Origin of the sequence: Mesorhizobium sp. B2-6-2, assembly GCF_006440615.1 — a bacterium.
In the GTDB taxonomy this organism is placed as follows: Bacteria; Pseudomonadota; Alphaproteobacteria; order Rhizobiales; family Rhizobiaceae; genus Mesorhizobium.
Map to the genome: position 1 here is coordinate 71052 of NZ_VFUG01000019.1, position 25514 is coordinate 96565.

Below are 25514 nucleotides of genomic sequence, written 5' to 3' on the forward strand. Positions count from 1 at the left end.
TCTGTTGCGTTGGCAGGTGGAGATTGGCCGAAACGCCCACCGCGTCGTCATTCCAGGGCGGAGCAGGAGCGAAGCTCCATCGCGAAGACCCTGGAATCCATTGCGTTACCTTCGCCAAGGCGTGCAACGGAGCAGAATTCTGCACCGTGGCGACGCTTCCAAGTCGCGGCATGGATTCTATGGTCTGCGCCGCGTCGCTTCGCTCCTTGCTCCGCCATAGAATGACGAGGTTGGGGCGGCTTCAACCAATCTCCGGCGTTTGCGCTGATTGCACGGAAATGAACGGAAAATCTTGCACCAACGGCAACCTTCAAAATCCCTGTGTCGGGGAACTAGAGAACGCAGGACGAAGCGGCGGGAGCGGATCATCACCGATCCAGCATTATGTGGCAGGTTTCTGGACCAAGTCAGACAGCATTGACCGATGCCGCCGCTGTTTCCGCATCGAGCAACCGGCTTGCCGCAGCCGTTCCAGTGGCCGAAATCAAACCTCGGAGAGGTCGCCTAGTGCTTCGATCAGCGGTTTGATCTCGCCTTCAAAATTCTTCCAGCGCTTGACAGAGGATTTGTAGATCGGCTGACGAACCTGCCAGCGGCTGGGGGTGGTTACAGCCCCTTCCCTGTCGAAGAAACGAAGGCACGCATCGTCCCAAGGCAGGCCGAGATAATCCATGAGCTGGCGCGACTGTGCCTCCTGGTCCTCGACAAGCGTCTCATAGCGATTCTCGAAGATACGGCCTGGGAAAACCTCGTTCCAGTGACGCATCAAGCGGTCGTACTCGCGATAGTATAGGCCTAGCGCCTGCAGGTCCGTGTTGTAGCTGTGTGCTGAGCTGAACGGCAGGACATAGCACGATACGCAGTTATCGATTGCGTCGCGGCGACAGTGAATGATGCGCGCCTTAGGAAAGAGCAGCGTGAGAAGGCCAATCAATTCGAAATTGTGCGGCATCTTATCCACGATGCGCTGCGCCGTCGGGGCGCGTTCCCGCAGATAGCTAAGGTGCTCTTCCGCCAACGTCCTGGACAAGCCTTCAGTGATCGTCCCGATCGGCTTGTTGAAATCCGAGACAGAGGGTTGCAGGCCGATTGCATTCGCAACCCGCCTGAGTTTGCTAAGCTCTCCGGCGCCATGAACCTCAGGATGGCTGGCGCAGATCTGTTCGGTAAGCGTCGTTCCCGAGCGCGGCATGCCCACCACGAATACGGGCGCTTCGGAAGGATTGCCGTAACCAGACCTTGCGGCAAACAGCTGCGGCGTGAAGGTTTCAATCGTCAGGTCTACGAAGCGACGGTACCGACCGATGTCGAATTTGTAACCTTCCGCTTGCTTCGCCTTCTTGAAGTGGTCGAAGGCTTCCGCATAGCGCTTGAGGTCGTTCTCCACCTTACCCGCGGCGTAGTTGAGGCTGGCTCTGGCCTCCGGCTTAAGCCCCGGACTGTTTAGCTCCCGAAGGATCGCCTGGAGTTCGGCTGGCTCCTCAGTGAACTTTCGGGTTTGCACAAGGTCGTAGTAGGCGGCCGCCGCGTCGATGCGGCGTTCGATCGCCTCCTTGAGATAGGAAGCGGCCTCATCCATGCGCCCAAGGCCGGTGAGCGCGGCCGCTATTCCGATCCGCGCCTTGGGATGGTCGCGGTTGATCTTCAGCGCCTTCTCATACAGCGGCAAAGCCAGGTCGGGTTTGTCGAACTGGGTGTAGACGCGCCCCAGGGCGCAAAGCGCCTCTACGAGGTCGGGCTGCACTTCCAAGGCATACTGGATATGGTCGATCGCTGCCGAATATTCACTCAGCTTGCCATAGGCCTCGCCGAGGCTGAGATGGTAATAAGGGTTCTTAGGCTCTTCAATGATCGCACGTCCGAAATAGCGCAGCGCCGCCTCGTCGTCGTAGCCGAGGCAAACGGTGCCCATGATGTAGAGCGCCAGCGGATGGTTTGGCGTTCGAGCCAGTACCTGGAAGCATAGATCCTGTGCTTCATCGAGTCGTTTGGCTTTTTGATGCTCGTAGGCTTTCTTCAGCAACGCGTCATCAGCTTGCGCGCGGGCAAGCGAATCCGATTTCTGGACGCTCGGCTGTGGCGGACTTGCCTGTGGCCATCTAGGTTTCGGCTTAGCGCCGGATTTGAGGTGTTTGGCCCAGGCAGGCGGCAGACGATTATTCATCGCGTCTGCTAGCAAAAAGAACTCTCGGAATCCAGCCCGGGCCGCGGCTCAAACATCCGACTCCGCGATTGGACATCGCCACCGGCGCTCAAACATAGGCCAAGTCGCCCAAGGCTTCGATTAGCGGCTGCAGATTGCCCTGATAATTCCTCCAGCGCTTAACGGAGGAGGAGTATATGGGCTGGCGGACCTGCCAACTGCTGAGCGTTTGGACAGATCCCCTCTTGGCAAAGAAACGAAGACAGGCATCATCCCACGCTAGTCCGAGGTGGTCGATCAAACGGCGAGACTGCTCTTCCTGATCGGCAATGAGGTCTTCGTAGCTAATCTCAAAAATTCGCCCAGGCAGAATTGACTTCCAATGACGCATAAGACGATCATACTCACGATAATACAGGCCCAGGCTCCTGAGATCATCTGTATAGTTGTGAGTTCCTGTGAGATTCGAGACAAAGCAGGACAAACAACTATCAATCGGATCGCGCCTGCAATGAATAATACGCGCATTGGGGAACAGAATCCCAATAAGGCCTATGAGCTCGAAATTATGGGGCATCTTGTCAACAATTCGCGATGCTACTGGCGAATGGAGACACAAGTTGGAGAGGTATTCACCGGCCAATATCTGAGATCGGTCGACCGTCATCGATCTAACCAATTGCCCGAAGGTTGGTCCCCCATTCTTTTTCAAATGGCTGGAAACAGCTAATCGACTGAGTTTGGTGAGTTCTCCGGCCCCATGAACATCGGGGTGGCTCGAGCAAATCTGCTCCGTTAGCGTTGTGCCGGAGCGTGGCATCCCCAGAACAAATACGGGTACCTCGGATGGATCCCCGAAACCGGCCTTGGCCGCCAGCAGCTCTGCATCAAACAGGCTGATCATTGAATCGACCCAACCACGGTAGGACTCGATGTCAAAACTGGACGTCCGGAACGACTTAGCCTTCAGGAAATGCTCCATCGCTTCGTCATAACGCCCAAGATCGTTCAGAACCTTGCCTGCAGCCTGGTGAAGGTCGTGCGCTTGGTCCCCGGAGACGGCCGGGTTGCTGAGTTCGCCTAGGATGGATTTGAGTTGTGGAGGCTCGGTGGAAAAAGTTCGGCTGTTTACGAGAGATACGTAAGCTGCTGACAGGTTCTCACGCCTGGCGATAATCTCTTCCAAATAGATTGTCGCCTCGTCTATTTGCCCAGTGCTCATGAGCATCCGCGCCAGACCCAGTCGGACGAGGGGATGGTCTCGGTCTATCGCAAGCGCCTTTTCATACATTGTCAAGGCCATCTCGGTTTTGTCATAGAGGGCATAGGTTTGCCCCAGCGCACAAAGCGCCTCGACCAGATCAGGCTTCAGCTCATACGCGCGCTGCAAATGTTCAATCGCCAGCGAATACTCACCGACTTTCAAATAGGCTTCACCCAATGTGAATTGAAAATACGAGTTGTCGGGCATCAGAGAGCACGCTTGGCTCAGGTATTCGATAGCCAGCTCGTCATCAAAATCGAGCCCTATTGCGCCGAGCACATAGAGGGCAAGTGGATTATTGGGCGTAAGCTCCAATACCCGGTGACAAAGTTCTTCCGCTTCAGGCAAACGCTTAGCATGATGCAGTTGGAGGGCTTGCTTCAAAAGCTGGTCAACGGCTTGCGTGCGACCCGGCGGCTCGGCCTTCGGCCGCTTGAGCGCAGGTTGTTTCACTTGCGGTTTCGATGTAGGTCCGCTCTTGAGGTGCTTGGCCCAAGCGGGCGGCAATCGGCTGCTCATGCTGTCTCGCTACCAAAAGCGGTTCGGAGAATCCAGCCCGCGCCGAACAAAGGCGTCGGCGCTTTCGCACATCAGCCGCCGATGGTCGACCGAAGCTGGCGACTGGCCTCTTTGGCGGCGAAGCAGCGTTTATCCCGATCGTACGTTCTAGCCATCTCCGCTTCCAGACAACTTGCACCCACTCCTCGCTCACGCTAGCAAGAACGCCATTTCCACGCGAGCCTGTGCCATGCTTCGTCGCCCCTCCCTCACGCCGGTCATCGGCGCGCTTCCCACCACGGTGCCGTTCGTCGGCCCGGAGGCCCAGGAGCGCGAGCGCGGGCGGCCGTTCCGCGCCCGCATCGGCGCCAATGAAAGCAGCTTCGGGCCTTCGCCGCGCGTCATCGCCCGCATGGAGAGTGTTGCCCGCGACCAGTGGATGTATTGCGATCCCGACAATTACGAATTGAAGGTGGCGGCCGCCGCGCATCACGGCGTGGCGATCGAAAACGTGGTCGTGGGCGAAGGCATCGACGGCTTGCTCGGCCTGGTGGCGCGCATGTATGTCGGCCCTGGCGATGCGGTAGTCACCTCGCTCGGCGCTTACCCCACCTTCAATTTCCATATCGCCGGCGTCGGCGGCCGCCTGGTGACGGTGCCCTATGCCAATGACAAGGAGGACCTGGACGGTCTTCTCGCCAAGGTCGCGAGCGAAAAGGCGCCGCTGGTCTATCTTTCGAACCCCGACAATCCGATGGGAAGCTGGTGGGAGGCGCCGGATGTCGTGCGCTTCATCGAAGCGCTGCCGGAAACCACCATGCTGGTGCTCGACGAGGCCTATGGCGAGCTGGGACCGGCCTCGGCGCTGCCGGCGATCGATGTCGCGCGGCCGAACGTCATCCGCATGCGCACCTTCTCCAAGGCTTACGGCCTGGCCGGCATACGCTGCGGCTACGCCGTGGCGGAGGCGGAGGTGATCCGCGATTTCGAGAAGATCCGCAACCATTACGGCGTCAGCCGCATGGCGCAGATCGCCGGCCTCGAGGCGCTTGCCGACCAGGATTATCTGCGCTCGGTGGTGGCGCGCGTTGCGGCGGGCCGCGAGCGCATTTCGGCCGTCGCCAGGCAGAACGATCTCAAGCCACTGCCGTCGGCAACCAATTTCGTCACCATCGACTGCGGCCGCGACGGCGCCTTCGCGCTGCAGGTGATGCAGAACCTTTTGTCGCGCGACGTGTTCATCCGCAAGCCGATGGCGCCACGGCTCGACCGCTGCATCAGGGTCAGCGTCGGGCTCGACCATGAGCTCGACATCTTCGCCGAGGAGTTGCCGGGCGCGCTGGCGGCGGCGCGGGGGAACTAGGATGTGTTGATATTCAGGTGATGCCAGCCTGCAAATGCTGGTTTTCTGCGCTTCCGGTGCTCACGGACCCGAATGTCTGCTCCGCTCCGGTTCTCGAAAGCCACCATTTTCGGCTTGGCCTGACCTGAATATCAACACACCCTAGCCCAAGCCCCTGTTGCCTTTGCCCTTTGCTGTGCCAGATTCCGGCAGGCGCAACGCGGAGCACAGGCAATGCAAGGCGAGCATAGAATTGTTCGGGCGCGCGTTTCCGGCACGGTGCAAGGTGTAAGCTACCGCGTCTGGGCGCGCGCAGAAGCGATGCGTCTTGGGCTGACGGGGTGGGTGCGCAACGAGCGTGACGGCTCGGTCAGCGCACTGATCGCCGGCGACGATGCCGCTGTCACGGCGATGATCGAACGCCTGTGGCAAGGGCCGCGGGGCGCGCTCGTCTCGAATGTCGAGGTCGAGGAGGCGGCCGAAGAGGCGCCCTTGGATTTCAAGATCATCGTCTAGCGTCACTGCACAGGGATTTTGACCGGCCGGCTCTGTTTGCGTTGGCAGATGGCATGCCTTGGAGATTGGCCGAAACGCCCATCGCGAATCGTCATTCCGGGGCGGAGCAGGAGCGAAGCTCCGTCGCGGAGACCCTGGAAATCCATGCCGTTACCTTCGCCAAGGAATGCAACGGAACAGAATTCTGCACCGTGGCGGCACTTCCAAGTCACGGAATGATTCTATGGTCTGCGCCGCGTCGCTTCGCTCCTTGCTCCGCCATAGAATGACGAGGTTGGGGCGGCTCCAACCAATTCCCCGCGTTTGCGCTGATTTCACGGACATGAACGGAAAAATCTTGCACCAAGACAAACCGCAACCTTTCAGAATCGCTTGTCGGGGAACTAATCTCATTTCACCTCCGCAAACCAGGGCGAGGAGCGAATGTATTGTCCATCTTGAATTAATTGAACGTTCGTTTTATTATTCCTGCCAGAGGCAAACATGGCACGCACCACAGGTTCCGACGGGGAGAAAACCGAAGCGGCCGTTCGCGAGGCGGCGGTCAGCCTGATCGCGCGCCTCGGGTACGAGGCGATGTCGATGCGGCAGCTGGCGGCCGAGGTCGGCGTGCAGGCGGCAGCGCTCTATCGGTATTTCCCGACCAAGGAAGATCTGCTTTTCACCTTGATGCGGGAGCATATGGAAGGTCTGCTCGAGGCTTGGGAAGCGGCGCGGCCGGCCGCGGCCGATCCGGTCACCCGGCTTGCCGCCTATGTCGAGAACCACATCGCTTTCCACATCGGGCGGCGCCACGCCACCCATGTCTCCAACATGGAATTGCGCAGCCTTTCGCATGAAAGGCTGACGCAGATCCTCAAGATGCGCACGGCCTATGAAAAGGAGCTGCGCACGATCCTGCGCGACGGCGCCGAGGCCGGTGTCTTTCAGGTCGACGACACCGGGCTCACCGCCATGGCGCTGATCCAGATGATGACCGGCGTCATCGTCTGGTTCCGGCCGGGCGAGCGGCTGTCGATCGCCGAAGTCACGGCATCATATCTTTCGATGACAATGCGCCTGGTCGGCGCGACAATCAGCCATGGCACCGCGCGTCCCTCGGGGCGTGCCAGGGACGCCGTGGCACTCTGATACGGCGCGATCTCCGCGAAGACCGGCGCAGGGAGGAACGGCATGTACACGAATACGCTGAACTTCGGATTGGATCCCGACATCGAGGCGCTGCGCGACACGGTGAGGCGCTTCGCTCAGGACCGGATCGCGCCGATCGCGGCCGAGATCGACCGTTGCAACGAATTTCCCGCGCATCTTTGGGGCGAGCTCGGCGCGCTCGGCCTGCTCGGCATCACCGCCGATCCGGACTTCGGTGGCAGCGGCATGGGCTATCTCGCGCATGTCGTGGCGATGGAGGAGATTTCGCGTGCGTCCGCCTCGGTCGGCCTCTCCTACGGCGCGCATTCGAACCTCTGCGTCAACCAGATCAACCGCTGGGCCACCCCCGCGCAGAAGGAGAAGTACCTGCCTGCCCTCTGCTCGGGCGAGACGGTCGGCGCGCTGGCGATGTCGGAACCAGGCGCCGGCTCGGACGTGGTGTCGCTCCGGCTGCGCGCCGAAAAGCGCAACGACCGCTACGTGCTCAACGGCTCGAAAATGTGGATCACCAATGGCCCGGACGCCGGGACGATGGTGGTCTATGCCAAGACCGATCCGGAACGCCATGCGCGCGGCATCACCGCCTTCATCGTGGAAAAGGCGATGGCCGGCTTTTCGGTGGCGCAAAAACTCGACAAGCTCGGCATGCGCGGCTCCAACACCGGCGAGTTGGTGTTCGAGGATGTCGAGGTGCCGTTCCAGAACGTGCTGCATGAGGAAGGGCGCGGCGTCGAGGTGCTGATGTCGGGGCTCGACTATGAACGCGCGGTGCTGTCCGGGGGCCCGATCGGGCTGATGGCGGCCTGTCTCGACATCGCTGTGCCTTATGTCCATGAGCGCAAGCAGTTCGGCCAGCCGATCGGCACCTTTCAGCTGGTGCAGGGCAAGCTCGCCGACATGTACTCGACGATGAACGCCGCGCGGGCCTACGTCTACGCGGTGGCGGCCGCCTGCGACCGCGGCGAGACGTCACGCAAGGACGCCGCCGGCTGTGTGTTGTTCGCCGCCGAGAAGGCGACGCAGATGGCGCTCGACGCCATCCAGCTGCTCGGCGGCAACGGCTACATCAACGACTATCCGACGGGCCGGCTGCTGCGCGACGCCAAGCTCTACGAGATCGGCGCCGGCACCAGCGAGATCCGCCGCTGGCTGATCGGGCGCGAGATCATGGCGGAGGGGGTCTAGTGCGCTCGGCTCGTCACTTTCGTCGAGCCTTCGTCGACCCGCTTACGAGCCGCTTCGGCGAGAGTGTCCGAAACCCATTGATTAATGGATTTGCCGTCGCTGGAAGCCGCCCGGCTGACAAGACGGTGGACTTCCGGCGTGGTGCGCAGGGCGAGTTTGCCAGAAAAAGGTTTTTCCGGCTCCTTGTTCTGTTCCGCGCAAAATTCGAGGTAGTCGTCGACACATTCATGAAAAGCCTTCAGCAATTCTTCCGCCGAATCGGCTTCGTATGTGAAGATGTCGCGAATACCCACGATACGACCGTGAAACACGACGTCGTTTTCGTCGAACTCGATGGTTCCCAGATATCCTTTGTATGGCCTCATAGCTCAACACCCGAATCTAGTAGGAAAGTCCTGATCTCCCGGACCACATATGCTTTCGTATCAGGCGAGGGATGCGGTCGATGGACTCGAAGCGTTATACCGTTCAATGTGAAGCGGACCCGCGATCCGCGTCCTTGCGAAACTTGCGCGCCGAGCGCAACCAGCAAAGCCTCAACATCTCGCCACTTGATCGAAGCGCTGACCGGGTTTGCAAATATCCTGTCCAGCGTCTGTCGATGTGCTGTCTTCATGACTTTTCGCCCTCCCGAGATCGAAGACTTGGTCGACTCCTCTCGGGTCAGGGCGAGAGCCAAGTGATACTAAAATATGATATCATCTGAGGTCCGTCAATGCCCGCGCTTACGTCCCAGATCTCCCCCTCCTCCGACACCTTCCGCGCCAATGCGGAGCGCATGCGCGCGCTGGTCGCCGACATCGCCGAGAAGGCGGCAAGCGTCGAGCGCGGCGGCTCGGACGAAGCCCGCGAACGCCACGTCTCCCGCGGCAAGCTGTTGCCGCGCGAGCGGCTGGCGCAACTGCTCGACACCGGCTCGCCCTTCCTCGAGGTCGGGCAGTTCGCGGCATGGTCGATGTATGGCGAGGACATCGCGTCGGCCGGCATCATCACAGGCGTCGGGCGCGTCGAGGGCACCGAAGTCATGGTCGTCGTCAACGACGCCACGGTGAAGGGCGGTACCTATTACCCGCTGACGGTGAAGAAGCATCTCAGGGCGCAGGAGATCGCGCTGCAGAACAACTTGCCTTGCGTCTACCTGGTCGACAGCGGCGGCGCCAACCTGCCCAACCAGGACGAGGTCTTCCCGGACCGCGAGCATTTCGGCCGCATCTTCTACAACCAGGCCAACATGTCGGCCGCCGGCATCCCGCAGATCGCCTGCGTCATGGGTTCCTGCACGGCGGGCGGCGCCTATGTGCCGGCGATGTCGGACGAGACGATCATGGTGCGCAACCAGGCGACCATTTTTCTCGGCGGCCCGCCGCTGGTGAAGGCCGCCACCGGAGAGGATGTCAGCGCCGAGGAACTCGGCGGCGCCGATGTCCACACCAGGCTTTCCGGCGTCGCCGACCACTATGCCATGGATGACGAGCACGCCTTGGCTATTTGCCGGCGCATCGTCAAGAACCTGAATCGGAACAAGGCTCTAAACCTCAATCTGCAGAAATCGGTGCCGCCGCTTTACGATCCGGCCGAACTCTACGGCATTGTGCCGACGGATTTGCGCCAGCCCTATGACGTGCGCGAGGTGATTGCCCGGCTCGTCGACGGTTCGGAGTTCGACGAGTTCAAGCAGAATTACGGCACCACTCTGGTCACCGGCTTTGCCCATCTGCACGGCATGCCGATCGGCATCATCGGCAACAACGGCGTGCTGTTTTCCGAAAGCGCGCTGAAGGGCGCTCATTTCATCGAGCTCTGCTGCCAGCGCGGCATTCCTTTGGTCTTCCTGCAGAACATCACCGGCTTCATGGTCGGGCGAAAATACGAGGCCGGCGGCATCGCCAAGGACGGCGCCAAGCTGGTGATGGCGGTCGCCACGGCACGCGTGCCCAAGCTCACGGTGATCATCGGCGGCTCGTTCGGCGCCGGCAATTACGGCATGTGCGGCCGCGCCTATTCGCCCCGCTTCCTGTGGATGTGGCCCAACGCGCGCATCTCGGTGATGGGTGGCGAGCAGGCGGCCACTGTGCTTGCCATGGTCAAGCGCGAGGGCATCGAGCGCAAGGGCGGTGAGTGGAGCGCCGAAGACGAGGCGAAGTTCAGGAAGCCGATCCTGATGAAATACGAGCATGAGGGCCATCCGCTCTATTCCTCGGCCAGGCTCTGGGACGATGGCATCATCGATCCGGCCAGGACCCCCGACGTGCTGGCGCTCAGCCTTTCGGCGGTGCTCAATGCCGGGATCGAGGCGACGAAATTCGGCGTGTTCAGGATGTGACGATGAGCGCTCTCGGCGACAGGATCCGTATCCACACCGGCGACATCACCAAGCTCGCGGTCGACGCCATCGTCAATGCCGCCAATTCCTCGCTGCTGGGCGGCGGCGGCGTCGACGGCGCCATCCATCGCGCGGCCGGGCCGGAGCTGCTCGCCGAGTGCCGCACGCTGCATGGCTGCAAGACCGGCGACGCCAAGCTGACCAAAGGCTATCGCCTGCCGGCGCGTTACGTCATCCACACGGTAGGCCCGGTCTGGCAAGGCGGCGGCAAGGGCGAAGCCGAGCTGCTCACCTCCTGCTACCGGCGCTCGCTCGAAATCGCGCTCGGCCATGATTGTCGAACCATCGCTTTCCCGGCGATCTCGACCGGCATCTATCGCTTTCCGAAGGAGCAAGCGACCAGCATTGCCGTTGTCACCGTCAGCAACTTCATCGCGCAGAATGTGCTGCCGGGAACCGTGACTTTCTGCTGCTTCGACGAGCCGACCGCAGAACTATACCGGCGAGCCATTGCTGACCTCGGGAAGAGCTGACCTCGATGATCAAGCAGACTGCTCAAGAGACGACTTCGGCAAAGCACTCTCTTGATAAGGGAGTGCTCCACTATGTTGGACGAACGCTGGCCTGGAGAGGCCGGCGGTACAGCGCCCCCCTCTGTCCTGCCGGACATCTCCCCCACAAGGGGGGAGATTGGCAGCTTCGGCGCTGCCGCTCTCCCTACAATGTTGACGATTGGCGAAATCGGCGGCGACGTCCGATCTCCCCCCTCGTGGGGGAGATGTCCGGCAGGACAGAGGGGGGCGCGAAGGAATGCCTCCTCAACGCGAAGCAAGCTCTACTCGCGGAGGCTCCATGTTCGGCAAGATCCTGATTGCCAATCGCGGCGAGATCGCCTGTCGCGTCATCCGAACCGCCCGCAGGCTCGGTGTGCGCACCGTCGCCGTCTATTCGGACGCGGATGCCCGCGCGCTCCATGTCGAGATGGCCGACGAGGCCGTGCATATCGGCCCCTCGCCCGTCGGCGAAAGCTATCTGCGCGGCGACAGGATCGTGGCGGCGGCGCTCGCCACCGGCGTCGAGGCCATCCATCCCGGCTACGGCTTCCTGTCGGAAAACCCCGATTTCGTCGACCAGGCGACGGCGGCAGGCCTTGTCTTCATCGGTCCTTCCGCCGCCTCGATCCGCGCCATGGGATTAAAGGACGCCGCCAAGCGGCTGATGGAAAAGGCCGGCGTGCCGGTGGTGCCGGGTTATCACGGCGAAGCGCAGGAAATCGTGCTGCTTGCGTCCAAGGCGCGCGAGATCGGCTACCCGGTGCTGATCAAGGCGCGCGCCGGCGGCGGCGGCAAGGGCATGCGGCGCGTCGACCACCCCGACGATTTCTCGGAGGCGCTTTCCAGCGCGCGTCGCGAGGCAAAGGCGGCGTTCGGCGACGATCGCGTGCTGGTGGAAAAATATGTCGACAAGCCGCGTCACATCGAAGTGCAGGTATTCGGCGACAATTTCGGCAACGCCGTGCATCTTTACGAACGCGACTGCTCGGCGCAGCGCCGCCACCAGAAGGTGATCGAGGAGGCGCCCGCCCCCGGCATGACGCCGGCGCTGCGCAAGGCGATGACGGAGGCGGCCGTGAAGGCCGCCAAGGCGATCAATTATTCGGGCGCCGGCACGATCGAGTTCATCGTCGACGCCTCTCAGGGACTGAAGGCCGACCGCTTCTGGTTCATGGAGATGAACACCCGACTGCAGGTCGAGCATCCCGTCACCGAGATGGTCACCGGCGTCGATCTCGTCGAATGGCAGCTTCGCGTCGCGTCCGGCGAAACGCTGCCGAAGATGCAGAACGAGATCGCTTTGTCCGGCCACGCTTTCGAGGCCCGCCTCTATGCCGAGGACGCCGCGAGAGGGTTCCTGCCGGCGACCGGCACGCTGCATCATCTCAAATTCCCCGACGCGGCGCCGGAAGGTGCCGCGATACGCATCGAGACCGGCGTGCGCGCCGGCGATGCGATCTCCCCCTTCTATGATCCGATGATCGCGAAGCTCGTGGCGCACGGCAAGGATCGGGCTTCGGCGCTCGGCACGCTGCGCGAGATGCTGGCGCGGACGGAAGTGGCCGGCTCGACCGTCAACACCGCTTTCCTGGCGGCGCTCGCTGCCGACGCCGATTTCGCTGCCGGCGATGTCGATACCGGGCTGATCGGCCGGCACCAGGCGACGCTCACCGCCATTCCCCCGCCGAGCGACGAGACGATCGCGGCCGCGGCGCTGGCGGCGACGGATACCGCTGTGCCGGGTCCCGCCGCCGACCCCTGGTCCACGCTTTCCAGCTATGCCCATTTCCACCCGCTCTCGCGCCGCACCCGCTTGCGCTATGGCGAGGAGAACATCCTGGCGCGGGTTTCGGCACGCTCGGACGGCCGCTTCCAGGTGGCGCTGGAGGCACCGCATGATGCGGTGAACACGCATGATTTGAGGACCATGCTGCATGCCGCCCGCTGGCCCGGCCATGTCACCGTCTTCGAGAGCGCGGTCGGCTATACGTTCACGGTCCCCGATCCGCTCGCCAAGGCCGACGAGGCGGGAGCCGCCTCAAGCAGCCTGCGCGCGCCGATGCCGGGGCTGGTCAAGCTGGTGCGCGCCGCGGCGGGCGATGTCGTGATCAAGGGCCAGCCGCTTTTGATCCTCGAAGCGATGAAGATGGAGCACATGATCGCCGCCCCGCATGACGGCGTGATCGCCGAGATTGCGGCCGAGGGCGCGCAGGTCAGCGACGGCACGGTGCTGGTGCGGTTTGCGGAGGATGGGCAGGGCTGAAGTGGCTGTTCGATTGTCTCGTTAACGAGACAAAATAACTAGGTATGGCGGGACAGCGCCAGCCTGCCCTGCACGTCAATGCCGCAGCACAAACGGAAATGGCCGGGCTCGTCCCGGCCATTCCCTTGATTCTTGCAGAACCGACTTACGGCTTGATCGGCGCGTATTTGCCGTCGTGCCACTGGTTGATGTCGTAGCTGGCGTTCTTCAGGTCGCCCTTCTCGTCGAAGATGACGTCGCCGACCACGGTGCTGATCGGCTTGCCGTCCTTGAGCGCCTCGGCGACCTTGGCCGGATCGTCGGTGCCGGCGCGCTTGACGCCTTCGGCCACAGCCTGGACCACGGCATAGGAGAACAGCGTGAAGCCTTCGGGCGTGAAGCCGCCGGCCTTGATCTTGGCGACCGCGTCCTTCGCTTCGGGCTTGGCCTGCGGGTCCGACGGGAAGACGAACATGGTGCCTTCACCGGCCGGGCCGGCAACCTGCCAGAATTCCGGCGAAGCGATCGAGTCCGGCATGATCAGCTGGAACTTGACGTTCTGCTCGGCCGCCTGACGCAGGATCAGACCCGCCTCGGGGTGATAGCCGCCGAAATAGACGACGTCGGCCTTCAGTTCCTTCAGCTTGGTGACGAGGGCCGAATAATCCTTCTCGCCGGCATTGATGCCTTCATAGTCGACCTCCTTGAGACCGCCGGCATTCATCGTCGCCTTCACGGCGTCGGCAACGCCCTGGCCGTAGGCGCTCTTGTCGTGCAGGACGACGACGTTCTTGCCGGCGTATTTCTTGGCAATCCATGGGCCGATGAAGGCGCCCTGCGCGTCGTCACGCGTGTAGAGGCGCATGATGGTCGGCCAGCCGGCCTTGGCGGCGGCGTCGGTCAGCACCGGGTTGGACGAGGCGGGGCTCATCATCAGCGTGCCGGCTTCGGCATAGACGGCCGAGGCCGGAATGCTGGAGCCAGAGCAGGCATGGCCATCGACGAATTTGACGCCGTTGGCGACGATGCGGTTGGCGACCGAGACCGCCTGCTTCGGATCGCACTGGTCGTCCTCGATGTCGAGCTTGATCTGGGAGCCGTTGACGCCGCCAGCCGCATTGATCGCGTCGGCGGCGGCCTGCGCGCCCTGCTTGAACTGGTCACCGATGGTGGCGAGCTGGCCGGTCATGGGGCCGACCACCGAAATGGTGATGTCGTCGGCAAAGGCAACCGGGGCGCTCATCATCAGGCCAAAAGCGGCCGCGCTCAAAATACCCAATTTTTTCATGACTATAAGAACTCCTCCACTTGCGCGTGCCGATCCGGCCGCGCTTCTTCCACAGAGCCGGGACAATTTCACCCTTCGCCGAAACTGTCGAGAGGACAGTGAGGCCGGCTTTGGTTCATTCCGACGAGGATTTCTTGGGCCACGCCTGATTGCCAGGCGTAATGCAAAAAGCCGCGCCGACCTTGTTTCGGTCGGTCGCGGCTTTGCAGTCGAGCTCCCCAGACGCCCCCGCGCCTGAAACCCGCTCGCTTCCCTGTTTTTTCGCGTGGCTTCGGTTGTCTCAACCCGCCACGTTCTCGTTCTTCTTGACCGGCCGTCTTTCCGCGGCCTTGTCCCAATGAGCTGAGCGCTACGCGCTGAGGATCAGTGCATCGTCATCCATTCGCGGGCTTCGCGCAGCGCCGTGGCGATCTCGACTTTCGACATGGTGGCCGACAGTTCCGAGCGCAGCTCGGCGGCGCGGGCCGAGCCCTTGATCGCGGCGATGTTGAACCATTTGTGGGCGGCAACGACATCGGTCTCGCAATCGCGACCGGTCGCATACATCATGCCCAGTTCGAAAAGAATGTCGGCCTGGGTAGTTGCCCCCATGGCGCCGAAGCCGTCCTCAAGCATTTCAAAGCGTGCCATTTCAATCCCCTGTCTGGCTCCCGAGAGCTGCCTCCTTTCCCTTGGTATCCCTCGGGGCGAGCCGCTCTTTCGATGCTTTCGAGGATGACGGCTGGCCTTGAATCCGTCGTTAAATGGCTTGCTTAATTTGAGGAAAACAAAGCTAAAACAAGAGGTAAACGCGGAAAACTGTTAAGCATGGGAATCCAGCGTTTCAGCCATTTTGCGTCAAATTCGATGAAAATTGCCGACGGCGGAATCAAGACTTCGCTAACCACGGAAACCGAAGCGTTTTTCGGTCACGTTTATTTTCAGTCGGTCGCGCGGCGAAAATCCTTGCAACCTTCCGTCGCGGCACCGCTTTTGTTTTGGCGGCGGCTGGATTAGCTTTACCTTTGCGTAAGGGGCAGGAAGGCGGAACTGGAGCCCGCCGCAACCCCATAGGGAGGTGGACAAGATGTTTCGAAAGCTGACTCTGGCCCTGGCGGCCACCTTGATCATGGCGGGCGCCGCATGCGCCGACCCGATCGAAGGCAACTGGAAGACGCAGGCCGGCGACACCGCGGCGATCGGCGGGAGCGGTTCTTTCTCGATCACGCTCAAAACCGGCAAATACGCCGGCAAGACGATCGGCTCGCTGAAGGCGGCCGGCGACAACAAATATGCCGGCAGCATCACCGATCCGGCAAACGACAAGACCTATTCCGGCAAGGCGACGCTCTCGGGCACCGCGCTCAAGATGAGCGGCTGCGTGTTCGGCGGCCTGATCTGCAAGAGCCAGACCTGGACTAGACAGTAACTCTGCAGACTGATACCCCGGCGTCTCCAAGGCACAAAACCGGAGACGCCAACCATGCTTCACCCCCACAATCTCAAGGGACGCCAAGCGATCTCTTATGCTCGCTGGTCCTCCGGTAAGCAGTCCCAGGGCGACAGCCTTGCCCGACAGACCAGCAATGCCAAGGCGTTCTGCTCCCAGTATGGCCTAGACCTAGACCTTGACCGCCAGTTGGTGGACGATGGCGTGTCTGCCTTCAAAGGCGCGAACCTGGAGGCTTCTCTTGGTGCCTTCGTGGCTGATGTCCGGTCTGGCAAGATACCGAATGATGTAGTCCTCATAGTCGAGAACATCGACCGCATCACTCGCGTTAAGCCAGCCAAGGCAATCCGTTATTTCCTCGATCTCTTGGACACCGGTCTTGCCCTGGTGACTTTGACGGACCAGCGCGTCCACACCAGCGAGGGATATGACGACAACTTCGCCGGTCTCATGATGTCCCTCATGGCCATGCAAGCCGCCCATGAGTACAGCGCCAAGCTGTCTTACCGTGTCCAAGAGGCCTGGAAGCGCAAGGCTGAGAAGGCGCGCGCGGGACGCATCAAGCTCGCCAAGGTTCCCTTTTGGATTGATCGCGACACCCAAGAGCTTAACGCCAGGGCCTCAGACGCTCGCCTGTTGTTCGATCTCGCAAAGCAGGGTCTCGGCCAGCTGACAATCACACGGACGCTGAACGCCAAGGGCATCTTAAGCCCAGCAGGTGGCACGTGGTCTCAGATGGTCGTGGGCGAGACGCTGCGTAACCCTGCGGCCTATGGGACGCTTGTCCTTCGAGGCGAGCAGGTGCCGGGCTACTTTCCTGCCCTGATCACTGAGAGCGAATGGCTGGCCTCACGCCAGAGGACCAAGGCCCGACAGCACAGTCGACAGGTGGGCAACACAACGAACCTGTTCAGCCGCATGGTCTATTGCTCGGAGTGCGGCTCCTCAATGGCCGTCACCTCTGTTAAGCGTGGTGGTCGATCCTTCGGCTATCTCACATGCACCGGCAAGATGTCCAAGCGTACCGACTGCCGGGCGCCTAATTGGAACTATGGGGACTTCGAACGGGAGATAGTCAGCCGCATTGGCTTCTTGGCCGTTCCTATACCGCAGGAACCGGAGGCCGTTGACGGTCCCGTGAAGGCCATAGAGACCACCTTGGCCGCCCTCGAAGCCAAGAGGGCGAACGTCCTTGACGGTGTTGCCAATGCCTCCTCAGCCGATGTCATCCGCCTGTTGACGACACAGGCTGATGCTATCTCGCGTGAGATCGCATTGAAGCGCCAAGAACTCGGAAAGCTACGTGAGAACAACGCGAGGTTTCGTGAGGCTGAGGCGGCCGTAGACGATTTTATGGCGGACCAAGAAGAGATTGAGCGGCTGGCCCGCGAGGACCGCAAGGCGGCGCAAGGGCTCCTTGGTGACCTGATAGAACGCATCGACCTTGACAGCGACAGCAAGACCCTCAGGCGAGCCCTTGTGACCATGCGCAGCGGCCAAACCCACGCGATTGTTTTCGATGCGAGTGGCGCGCCGGGCTGATTGGTTGCCGTACAGGGAAGAGCAAGGTCAACATTACCGACTTCTAATTAGGGGCCCATAGAGAGATAAGAAAAGTTCTCGGCAGCCCCCGCGTTCGGCAACGAGATTAGAGCCTCATATTGAGAATAGTAAGGCTTGTGTTAGAGTATTCGAATATTAGCGATTCGCTTTATATCGTCGTAGAGAGAACAGCGAAAGCTCCTCCCGGCGCGCGTTACCCACTCATACAGATACACAGGCGAAGCTCCATGTTGGGCTCGCCTCTGCTTCCTCCCCTGTCTTCTTGAGAAAACTCTTGGTGGTCTCCTTTGATCACCAAGCCTCGCCACCACATCTTGGCGCCCACACCCAAGACCATCACAACATGTAGGATCAATGCCCCATACCGCCCCTGCGGATGCGGCGGGCGATACTGAATTGCTCGCCCTCCGTGAAGCCCTGCGCACCCCGACGACCACCCCAAGCCTCGCCAAGACCTTTCCGTCCCCCAGGAAACGCCCTTGGAGCCGTGAGTTTCCCCTGCCCGTCCGCATCACCCGCGCCACCCGCCGCCTCGCCCACGTTGGCGGAATGGTGCCGGAAGGCTGCAGCTTGAAGGACATGGAAAGGGTCCGATGCAACCACCGCGTCCACGTTGATGTCATCAAAGAAATTCTTAGGACACTCTGGTCCTTCCGGCTCCTCGGTTGGCTTCCATCCGACACGGTCTATCTGGAACATGAGCAGATAGCCGAGATCGTAGCCGCTGGCACCAAACGCCCAGCGGACACTCAAGATTTTATGCCCGACTGGTTCACCCAGCGTCATTCTGTCGATGAACTCAAGGCCTTCCGGCACGGAAAGGCTGCTTAGAACTGGGCATATTGCCCATGTAGCGTTGCCCACCCTGCACCAACGAAAGGTTCCAAATGACGGAACAAATCTCCACCCCTGAGGCCCTCCAGGTTATCCGGCAGGCCCTCGAAACGAATGGCTCCACGCCACCCGCTCCGCTGCCAACCCACCTAAACCTCAAGGGACCCATCGGCCCCTCGCGCGTCACGTCAATGACGGGTGTCTTCCAGCCGCGCGAACTCGAAGGGCGCAAGCTCGAAGGCGAGCGCCACATTGAAACCCTTATGGCCGCTATCGGCTCCCCGTCCAATCCTACCTATCTGGACCCCCTGGTTGTCTGGTGGGGGGGAGACCGATGGTATGTGGTCGATGGTCACCACCGCCGACACGCTTACCTCCGGGCTGGCGTTCACACCGCCGTGCCCGTCGAGGTCTTCGAGGGGACCCTTGAGGAGGCCCTGGCGTTCGCCGTCGAGGCCAATTCAAAGGACCGCCTGCCCATGACCCTTGTCGAGAAACTGGACCGCGCGTGGTTCCTGACGGTCACCACAGACCTATCCCGTGACAGGATACGCCGCTGCTGTTCCGTAGCGGATGGCACCGTGAAGAACATGCGCAAGGTTCGCGAAGGCCTTGCCGCGACGGGAGCAACCCAGGAGCATCTCATGTCCCTCACATGGCAGGATGCCCGAGACGAGTTGCAGGGACACGCGCCAAAGGCTCCTGTGCCGGACTGGCGTTCCAAACTGGTATCCGACTATGAGCGCCGCCTGCGCAAGACCTTCGGCTCCCAGTTGTTCAAGAATGCGGACATCTTCGCTGAGGCCCTTGTGGTTCTCGATAAGCGCTTCCCTGCATGGCTCCTTGAGGCACCCGCCTTCAGTGAGCATGTCGCGGCTAACCTGGATCGCATGATCGAGGAGCGGGACAACCCCGACTACTAGGGGCCGACTGGGCATATTGCCCATGTAGCGTTGCCCAGTTGGGCATACCGCTAGGCCCCTTCCGCCCCCTTGGGGCAGGTTCAACATATCCCAACCATAGGAGGTCGCCGTGTGCGATTTCGGATTAGTCCTCGGCCTTGCTGCCGGGGCCGCTCAAGCTGCCGGTGAGGCATCCATAGCGGGCGACAAACAAAAGGCTGCTGTGAGCAACTACAATTTGCAGCAAGCCGCCAATGAACGCGAGTTCATCGTGAACACCAATGCCGCCCTCAAGGATGGCTATCAGGCCCAGTTGGAGGGGGACCGTGCCAAATCGGCGGCTGTCGCCTCAGGCGCTGGCATGACCGGCTCGACCGCTGGTCTCCGCCTTGCCGAACAGTCCCGCCAGACTGCCCTATCCATCGCCAACGCCAAGGACCAGATGGACGGCGCCAGGGCCAACTACATCATGACTGGCAAGTCCCAACAGATACAGGCCCAGAGCACTGTCAACGCGCTGAAGCCGAACCCCATGTCCACCTTCACGGACATCGCAACCTCTGGCCACAAGAACTACGGCCAGTTCCAGTAAACCCAAGGAAACCTCATGGCATCTCCCGTCACTCGGGGTCACCCGCGCGACTGGCGTGTGGGTGTCCAAGCCCCTGATAATGGCGCCCAGTTGCGCCGCCGACAGATCATCAACGAACGCAAATCTTGCTCTTGCCCCGGCTGTGATCGGACGCGCTCGGGTGTCTCCCGCTACTGTGGCCACCATCGGGACGCCTCAAGCTCCCGAGGGGACCCCCTGGCCCGCCTTCCGTCCCGCAACGAACTGGCCATCTTTCGCCACGCCATTGCCGTCTACCTACAGACGGACGCTAAGCTGGCCCAGCGTATCGCAGGGGATCTCAGGGGCCTTGAACGCCGCATGGCCCAGCCTCCTGCCTTCTGCCTCAGCCCTTCCGACATCCACAAGGGACTGCCGCAGATTGCCAAGGCCAAGGGTCTCCTCGCTAACTGGCAGCACCGCGACAAGCGAACCTATACCGAGGCGGTCACCAACGCCCTGGTGCTCATCGGGTGGATAGAGGTCTACTACGACACAGGCCACGCCGGGGGCCTCTGGGAGAACCGCAAGGCCTTCCTGACCACTCGAGCCGGTGCCCTTCTGGGCGACTTCCGCAAGACCATCGGTCGGACGACGCTGCGCAAGGAGGCCTCAGGGGCAACCCACCGGCTCCTTGGCCGCGACTTCGTACACCACGCCAAAACGATCTACGGCCAGGACTTCTGGTCCTCGCCTGTCTCCACCAATGACGGTCAATCCCTGACCCTCCGCGATTACACCCGCATGGCCCTCAAGGCCGCTTGTCTTCTCTAACCCCAAGGAAACAACCTCATGTCCGATGACGGAATGATGCGCATGCCCAACCCGATGGACCACAGGTCCGGTTGGTCCCCCAACAGCAACCCGAACTATGCCTCGGGCTCTGCCTCTGGCCCTGCCCCCGAGGGCAAGGTCTTCGTTGCCGGTCTCAACACCTATGTGGATGCTGACATCGCCGCCGAGCTTGGTCTCACTGGTGGTGCCCAAGCGTCTCAAGCGCACCCCGAGGCCGCTCCCGCTGCCTCGCCTGCTGCCCTCAATCCCGAGGCCATCCCTGCCGGTCATGACCCTCTCGAACATATCGACGTGGACGAGATGACCGACGAGGAACTTGAGGCCCTTCAGGAGCAACTTGAGATCAAGGACGAGGACGCGGCGCCGTCACCCTCCGAGACACTTGACGCCATTGCGGAATGCTTCACCCCCGAGGCCTTCGTGGATGGCGTGGAAACCCTGGTCGAAACCGGCGACTTCAATGACACGCTCGCCCGCCTCTCCGAGGCCACTGGGGTGGACGCCGCCACCGCGTCGGTCCTGGTCGAGACAGCCGTGATGGAGGCCTCGCCCGTTGCATCCGAGCATATCGGAGACGAACGTTGGGCCTCTCTGGTCTATGCCGCCTCGCGCACAGATGACACATTCGCCCGCCGCATCGTTTCCGATGTGGTCACGGGACGCTTGGACCCTTCCCGCCTAGCCCAGGCCTATGACTGGTGGTGGCAGTCTCTGCCCGACGCGGACGAGTTCTGATCCATGGCTTTTCTCATGAAACACCTCGCCACCCTCTATCTGGTCCTCGCGACCGCAGCCACCCTCGCAGCCCTGCTGCCCCACTAACCACACGACATATCCCCCTCATCAGTCGAGGGGAGTAGAAGGAAAAACAATGGCCAAGAAGCCCATGACACGCGAGGAACTCCTCGCCCAACTCGACGCGCTCGACAACTCCACCGAGATCGGCAAGCTGAACGCCGAGATCACACGTCTCACCAATGAAAACTCGACCCTTGTGGGTCAGCGCCAGGAACTTGAGCGCCAGCTTAAGCAGGAACGCGAGGCGCTGCAGCTGGTCCGTGACGCCATCCGCAAGGTCGACGTTCGGACGCGCTCTCACGGTGCCGACAGGCCCGGTCACGCTGAGGGCGCCGCCGCCGCAGATCGTGCCGACCGGATGGCCGTGGCTGAGGTCCGCGCGGGAATCGTGCGGGGCACCCATGACCCTGCCACGGGTCTGCCCTACACTGCCGAGACCAAACCTCAGCGCGACTTGGCGGCAGGAGCGCCCAGGATGACCCAGAAGGAACTCACGACCTTTTTCCCGGCCTTGAGCGGCCCTGAGGTGGACGATACCGACAATGCGGACGCGATGCTGGACGCTGAGTTGGCCGAAGCTAACGCCGCATTGGCGCAAGGCGCCTTGGCGATTGCCTCGGGCGAATAAATGACACTCTGCCCTTCCGCCCCCAGCTGCTCCCCCGTTCGTTGTCTCTCACCTTGTTCAGGTGGCGTGTGGGTGGAGGGGTAGAGCAAACTCAGGGGCACCTTGCGTTTCGTTACGGTCGCGCACGGTGCCCTAAGTACCCGTCAGGGTAGTTTGATCATTCCTGCTCGCTTCCGGAGAATGTGGAAGGCCGCGCTGATGGTCGCGTCCTCCTTGCGAAGCTGCCCCTCTGGATCATGGTCAAGGTCCGCTTCTTCGATGTGGAAGTCATCCGCCCGAGAAGGTTTATGTTTCCACGCCCATTCGCAGGCCTCCCAGTGCCCTTCGCAGGGTACCTGTCGCCGACTCACAAGGCGTCCTTGTTTCCCAAAAAAAATGACTCTGTAGTTGATCATGATGTCGGCTCTCCCTTTTTGAAGCATGGCGTTGTTGCCGACACGCCATGAATCACATGCTGTCAGACGAAAAAAGTCGGACGAACGTGGAGTCTTCGCTAACGAAGGCAATCTGTGGAAAACGACGAAACTCGTCTTCGCCATTGCTGAGACAAACTATGGCGTCCGATTGAGTAGTCCAGCCGTCGACAAATCAAACATGACGCCTCGCTAATGTAGAGACCCGTTTGGACCAGAGCTGGCATGTCCAGGGGACAGTCTCAGATGGGCACTTGAGCGACCAGCTGTCTTATGCCTGTATGCGCCCGAAGTACAAAGGGGGCTAACATGAAGAAATTGATCGCGGGCTTTGCCGCATGTCTGCTGCTAGGCGGATGCGCGATGACGCTTCCTGTTCGGGGGCAGGCCGGGGACGGCTCAGAGACTTTCACCGGAAGCGCCACGGGCTACGCTGACGGCGCCGGAAATCTGACTATCACGAGCAACAAAGGTCGGAAGTGCCAAGGCGACTTTGTGTACGTGAACAATAGGCAGGGTAGCGGAACCTTTACCTGCAGTGATGGATCGAGTGGTCCATTCAACTTCGTCTCCACAGGAATGAGGGGTACCGGCACGGGCACCTTAGGTGGCAAGCCGTTCACCTTCTCATTTGGATGAGCGGCCAACAACCGAATGAAAAGCCATTGAGCGTTCCTTTGGCCCCTCCGAGTGACAGCCCGGCATCTAAACCATGCGCGATGTGCTGTACCCCTATTCCAGCACAGGCACGAAAATGCGCTGCCTGCGGAGAATTTCAAGACTGGCGGCGACTTGTGCCGTGGGGCAACTCTAGCCTAGCGCTCCTGACAGCCCTGATCTCAGTTGCCACGGTAGCAGTCTTACCTATCGTCAATGTGGTTGCCGGATGGTCTCTTCGTTTCGATGACTCAAGGATCATTGGAGTTATGACCGACCTCACAATCAATGGCGCAACCGTTGTATTCAAAACCAGCGGGGCGCGCCGCTTATTTGTTGGGACCGAGCTTACCTGCAGGATGCTAGTGCGTAAGCAACTCCCGCAATCTGGATTCGACGATCTAGTGTTTCGAGATGCTGACATTTCTCACATCGCGGTCATCACGTACCGTCGCAATACCGATAACACCGGTGGGCTAGTCGAACCCGGCAAACTCACAGCTTTCAATTACCAAAGGATAAGCGTTGCCCGACTTAGCTACAAACCAGAGTTCAGAGACGTTTCAACCAGTTGCAACTACCAGGATGTCAGCGAGGATGGTCGTCGACAAGAGAACGGGATGCTTACCCCCACTGTCGCCGGTATGTCCCAAATTTATTACTCTGGGATAGACGAGAACACCCCGCTTCCGAAAAAATGACGAGGACGAGAGAACCTTAAGGCCTTTGAAGCAGAGCCATAAGTATTTAGCGCGCCTCCCCGTATTCACTCCATGTCCGGCACATCTCCGCCGATAAAAAGTGTCTTTGGTTCACCATACTCGCCAATCGACGGGTTGGCCTCACGGGACCAGGCAATGGCACCCGCATGTTTCCCCGCGAGAGCCTTGGCGGTCCTTATCGCCCGCTCCTCGGACTGCTGCTCGGCAGGCCCATAGACAGCTTGGAGACTCCCCTCCTCGTCGCGGTCGAATGCGGCGACCACTATGAGCTTTGGAGTTTGCCGCTGCGGAAGAATGCTCTCGGCCATATCGCGTCACGCCACTGTCGGGTGGGTGTCATCAAAGCTAATGGAGACCAGCCCCGGATATCGATGCGCGATGGCGAGTATTTGGGTCTCAAGCTCGCAGTTGTAGGCCATGAGTGCCTCAACGGCATCCACCGGGCTCTCGTATTTGGCAATGAGCTTTTGAGCTTCTGAGTGCAGTTCCGCTCTGGTGGCGGGGTCTAGATTGTAAGTTCCCATAGTCCACTCCTCAGCCGACCAAACGGCTGGAACGCGAGGACGGCCCGGTGGCGATATCGAGCCTCTCTTGGAGGTGGCCGTTGAGTATGATCATTTCCTTGAGGGCCTTCATCACGTCGCCCTTGTGGGCGGCAACGAACTTATGCGCGATAGCTTGGAGAGCAGCCTCTTGGCGGGGGTCGAGCCTGACAATGTGCTCCATTTCATTGACTCCCAACGGTCCATGCCCTTAGTGAACAAAAGCGGAACATATTTGTCAAGATCGAATTGACTCTACGAGGAATGTGTTCCTATTTGCGGAAATGCCCGACACAGGTGGAAGACGAAAGCGCGGCGGCGCATGGAAGCTCAGCAACGCCCATGAGACCGGGCAGCTTGTGCTTGTGCTTGTGCTTGTCCGTTGTGGGCTCTGCAACGTCAAGCGGTGGTATCAGCCGAGCGATCTGGAGGTGATCTTCGGGGACATTGAGGCGGAGCTGGTAGGGAGCAAAATGAGCTGCGAACGATGCGGTAAGAACGACTTCATGCACGCCGAGACGCAGAACCCCACAGCAGCGGAGCGGCAGAGAACAAGGATTAGGCGGCTTGCGGAAATCGGGTTGGTGCGCCGGGTCGTCTGGAGGGATGAGCCGTGAAAGTCGCTTGCCTTACGCCCTTGAGCGAAGGGAACTGTCGACTCAGCGCATACGGCGCTATGATGCACCAGGGCACCTCGAAGGACTTGCCGCAACCAAACAACCTTTGGCGTGAAGACGATGGATAAATTCAAGAGCTTATCCGACATCGCCATGGGCCAAGGTGATGGGCCGGTCGATCGATTGAGTCGCGGGCTGGACGTATCTCCGCTCTCGAAGGCCACCAGCAAGCTGGAGGTGTCGTCTTTCTCCAATGCCATCAGCGAGATGGAAGTGTCTCCGTTCTCGAAGGCTATCAGCGAATTGGACGCATCGCCCTTCTCGCAGACTATCGCGGAGCTGCAGGCGAAGGCATCGCCCTTCTCGCAGACCATCGCGGAGCTGCAGGCGAAGACATCGCCATTGTCGCAGACCATCGCCGAGCTGCAGGCGAAGGCATCGCCCTTCTCGCAGACCATCGCGGAGCTGCAGGCGAAGACATCGCCATTGTCGCAGAC

General features: G+C 60.9%; 29 protein-coding genes. 19 read left to right on the forward strand and 10 right to left on the reverse strand.

Features of this window, described 5'->3' with window-relative positions; all coding sequences use genetic code 11:
* Positions 1-484: 484 nt before the first annotated feature.
* Both FJ419_RS25890 and FJ419_RS25895 read right to left on the reverse strand, forming a co-directional pair.
* Entirely contained in the window at positions 485-2164 is a 1680-nt protein-coding gene (locus FJ419_RS25890; protein ID WP_140699892.1) for a sulfotransferase, read from the reverse strand.
* 88 nt (positions 2165-2252) lie between these two features.
* On the reverse strand, positions 2253-3926 hold the full coding sequence (locus FJ419_RS25895) for a sulfotransferase (RefSeq protein WP_140699895.1): 1674 nt from the start codon (positions 3924-3926) through the stop codon (positions 2253-2255).
* Positions 3927-4155: 229 nt separating this feature from the next.
* Here FJ419_RS25895 and FJ419_RS25900 point away from each other — a divergent pair, with 229 nt between their 5' ends.
* The 4 genes from FJ419_RS25900 to FJ419_RS25915 all read left to right on the forward strand — a co-directional run bounded on the left by FJ419_RS25900 (position 4156) and on the right by FJ419_RS25915 (position 8100).
* Positions 4156-5268, forward strand: coding sequence for a pyridoxal phosphate-dependent aminotransferase (locus FJ419_RS25900; RefSeq protein ID WP_140699898.1), 1113 nt, complete (start codon positions 4156-4158; stop codon positions 5266-5268).
* Positions 5269-5481: 213 nt separating this feature from the next.
* Positions 5482-5763, forward strand: a complete 282-nt coding sequence (locus FJ419_RS25905; RefSeq protein WP_140699901.1) for an acylphosphatase — start codon at positions 5482-5484, stop codon at positions 5761-5763.
* Positions 5764-6246: 483 nt separating this feature from the next.
* Entirely contained in the window at positions 6247-6894 is a 648-nt protein-coding gene (locus tag FJ419_RS25910) for a TetR/AcrR family transcriptional regulator (protein WP_140699904.1), read from the forward strand.
* 42 nt (positions 6895-6936) lie between these two features.
* The gene (locus FJ419_RS25915) at positions 6937-8100 is read left to right on the forward strand and encodes an isovaleryl-CoA dehydrogenase (RefSeq protein WP_140699907.1); all 1164 of its coding nucleotides are present in this window, start codon (positions 6937-6939) and stop codon (positions 8098-8100) included.
* Here FJ419_RS25915 and FJ419_RS25920 read toward each other — a convergent pair.
* Complete coding sequence (locus FJ419_RS25920; RefSeq protein WP_140636484.1) at positions 8097-8465, reverse strand: type II toxin-antitoxin system HicB family antitoxin; 369 nt, start codon at positions 8463-8465, stop codon at positions 8097-8099. The genes FJ419_RS25915 and FJ419_RS25920 overlap by 4 nt on opposite strands.
* Positions 8462-8716 carry a type II toxin-antitoxin system HicA family toxin gene (locus FJ419_RS25925; protein ID WP_140699910.1) on the reverse strand — a complete coding sequence of 85 codons (255 nt, stop codon included), beginning with the start codon at positions 8714-8716 and terminating at the stop codon, positions 8462-8464. The genes FJ419_RS25920 and FJ419_RS25925 overlap by 4 nt, the downstream gene beginning before the upstream one ends.
* A gap of 99 nt (positions 8717-8815) precedes the next feature.
* Here FJ419_RS25925 and FJ419_RS25930 point away from each other — a divergent pair, with 99 nt between their 5' ends.
* The 3 genes from FJ419_RS25930 (at position 8816) to FJ419_RS25945 (ending at position 13240) form a co-directional block, all read left to right on the forward strand.
* Positions 8816-10423 (forward strand): carboxyl transferase domain-containing protein, encoded by a 1608-nt coding sequence (locus tag FJ419_RS25930; RefSeq protein ID WP_140699913.1) that lies wholly within the window; start codon positions 8816-8818, stop codon positions 10421-10423.
* 2 nt (positions 10424-10425) lie between these two features.
* Positions 10426-10956: an O-acetyl-ADP-ribose deacetylase gene (locus tag FJ419_RS25935; protein WP_140699916.1), complete on the forward strand. Its 531-nt coding sequence runs from the start codon at positions 10426-10428 to the stop codon at positions 10954-10956.
* A 319-nt stretch (positions 10957-11275) separates the two neighbouring features.
* Entirely contained in the window at positions 11276-13240 is a 1965-nt protein-coding gene (locus tag FJ419_RS25945; RefSeq protein ID WP_140699920.1) for an acetyl/propionyl/methylcrotonyl-CoA carboxylase subunit alpha, read from the forward strand.
* A gap of 145 nt (positions 13241-13385) precedes the next feature.
* On the opposite strand, the gene FJ419_RS25950 is transcribed toward FJ419_RS25945, so the two are convergent.
* The gene (locus FJ419_RS25950) at positions 13386-14507 is read right to left on the reverse strand and encodes an ABC transporter substrate-binding protein (protein ID WP_140699924.1); all 1122 of its coding nucleotides are present in this window, start codon (positions 14505-14507) and stop codon (positions 13386-13388) included.
* A 363-nt stretch (positions 14508-14870) separates the two neighbouring features.
* Positions 14871-15137, reverse strand: coding sequence for a sel1 repeat family protein (locus FJ419_RS25955; protein WP_140699927.1), 267 nt, complete (start codon positions 15135-15137; stop codon positions 14871-14873).
* A 177-nt stretch (positions 15138-15314) separates the two neighbouring features.
* Here FJ419_RS25955 and FJ419_RS25960 point away from each other — a divergent pair, with 177 nt between their 5' ends.
* From FJ419_RS25960 to FJ419_RS26000, 9 genes are all read left to right on the forward strand, one after another.
* Positions 15315-15503, forward strand: a complete 189-nt coding sequence (locus FJ419_RS25960; RefSeq protein WP_140699930.1) for a hypothetical protein — start codon at positions 15315-15317, stop codon at positions 15501-15503.
* 70 nt (positions 15504-15573) lie between these two features.
* Positions 15574-15915 carry a DUF2147 domain-containing protein gene (locus FJ419_RS25965; RefSeq protein WP_140699933.1) on the forward strand — a complete coding sequence of 114 codons (342 nt, stop codon included), beginning with the start codon at positions 15574-15576 and terminating at the stop codon, positions 15913-15915.
* Positions 15916-15969: 54 nt separating this feature from the next.
* Positions 15970-17478 carry a recombinase family protein gene (locus FJ419_RS25970; RefSeq protein WP_140699936.1) on the forward strand — a complete coding sequence of 503 codons (1509 nt, stop codon included), beginning with the start codon at positions 15970-15972 and terminating at the stop codon, positions 17476-17478.
* A 375-nt stretch (positions 17479-17853) separates the two neighbouring features.
* Positions 17854-18330, forward strand: coding sequence for a hypothetical protein (locus FJ419_RS25975; RefSeq protein WP_140699939.1), 477 nt, complete (start codon positions 17854-17856; stop codon positions 18328-18330).
* A gap of 56 nt (positions 18331-18386) precedes the next feature.
* Positions 18387-19256 (forward strand): ParB/RepB/Spo0J family partition protein, encoded by an 870-nt coding sequence (locus FJ419_RS25980; RefSeq protein ID WP_140699950.1) that lies wholly within the window; start codon positions 18387-18389, stop codon positions 19254-19256.
* 109 nt (positions 19257-19365) lie between these two features.
* On the forward strand, positions 19366-19827 hold the full coding sequence (locus FJ419_RS25985; RefSeq protein WP_140699953.1) for a hypothetical protein: 462 nt from the start codon (positions 19366-19368) through the stop codon (positions 19825-19827).
* A 339-nt stretch (positions 19828-20166) separates the two neighbouring features.
* Positions 20167-20619 carry a hypothetical protein gene (locus tag FJ419_RS25990; RefSeq protein ID WP_140699956.1) on the forward strand — a complete coding sequence of 151 codons (453 nt, stop codon included), beginning with the start codon at positions 20167-20169 and terminating at the stop codon, positions 20617-20619.
* A gap of 18 nt (positions 20620-20637) precedes the next feature.
* Positions 20638-21375, forward strand: coding sequence for a hypothetical protein (locus tag FJ419_RS25995; protein ID WP_140699959.1), 738 nt, complete (start codon positions 20638-20640; stop codon positions 21373-21375).
* 136 nt (positions 21376-21511) lie between these two features.
* Complete coding sequence (locus FJ419_RS26000) at positions 21512-22066, forward strand: hypothetical protein (RefSeq protein WP_140699962.1); 555 nt, start codon at positions 21512-21514, stop codon at positions 22064-22066.
* Positions 22067-22209: 143 nt separating this feature from the next.
* On the opposite strand, the gene FJ419_RS26005 is transcribed toward FJ419_RS26000, so the two are convergent.
* Complete coding sequence (locus FJ419_RS26005; RefSeq protein ID WP_140699965.1) at positions 22210-22461, reverse strand: hypothetical protein; 252 nt, start codon at positions 22459-22461, stop codon at positions 22210-22212.
* A gap of 327 nt (positions 22462-22788) precedes the next feature.
* Here FJ419_RS26005 and FJ419_RS30915 point away from each other — a divergent pair, with 327 nt between their 5' ends.
* Together FJ419_RS30915 and FJ419_RS26010 are read left to right on the forward strand one after the other, a co-directional pair.
* Positions 22789-23118, forward strand: coding sequence for a hypothetical protein (locus FJ419_RS30915; protein ID WP_181170811.1), 330 nt, complete (start codon positions 22789-22791; stop codon positions 23116-23118).
* 287 nt (positions 23119-23405) lie between these two features.
* The gene (locus FJ419_RS26010) at positions 23406-23837 is read left to right on the forward strand and encodes a hypothetical protein (RefSeq protein WP_140699968.1); all 432 of its coding nucleotides are present in this window, start codon (positions 23406-23408) and stop codon (positions 23835-23837) included.
* 65 nt (positions 23838-23902) lie between these two features.
* Here the strand turns inward: FJ419_RS26010 and FJ419_RS26015 are convergent, their stop codons facing one another.
* Genes FJ419_RS26015 through FJ419_RS26025 form a run of 3 tightly spaced genes read right to left on the reverse strand, consistent with a single transcriptional unit; the run spans position 23903 to position 24584 of the window.
* The gene (locus FJ419_RS26015; protein WP_140699971.1) at positions 23903-24166 is read right to left on the reverse strand and encodes a hypothetical protein; all 264 of its coding nucleotides are present in this window, start codon (positions 24164-24166) and stop codon (positions 23903-23905) included.
* Between the two features lie 6 nt (positions 24167-24172).
* Positions 24173-24382: a hypothetical protein gene (locus FJ419_RS26020; RefSeq protein ID WP_140699974.1), complete on the reverse strand. Its 210-nt coding sequence runs from the start codon at positions 24380-24382 to the stop codon at positions 24173-24175.
* A 10-nt stretch (positions 24383-24392) separates the two neighbouring features.
* Entirely contained in the window at positions 24393-24584 is a 192-nt protein-coding gene (locus FJ419_RS26025) for a hypothetical protein (protein ID WP_140699977.1), read from the reverse strand.
* Positions 24585-25137: 553 nt separating this feature from the next.
* Between FJ419_RS26025 and FJ419_RS26035 the strand changes: the two genes are divergently transcribed.
* Positions 25138-25514, forward strand: a 377-nt coding sequence (locus FJ419_RS26035) for a hypothetical protein (protein WP_210241676.1), incomplete at its 3' end; no start/stop codon positions are given.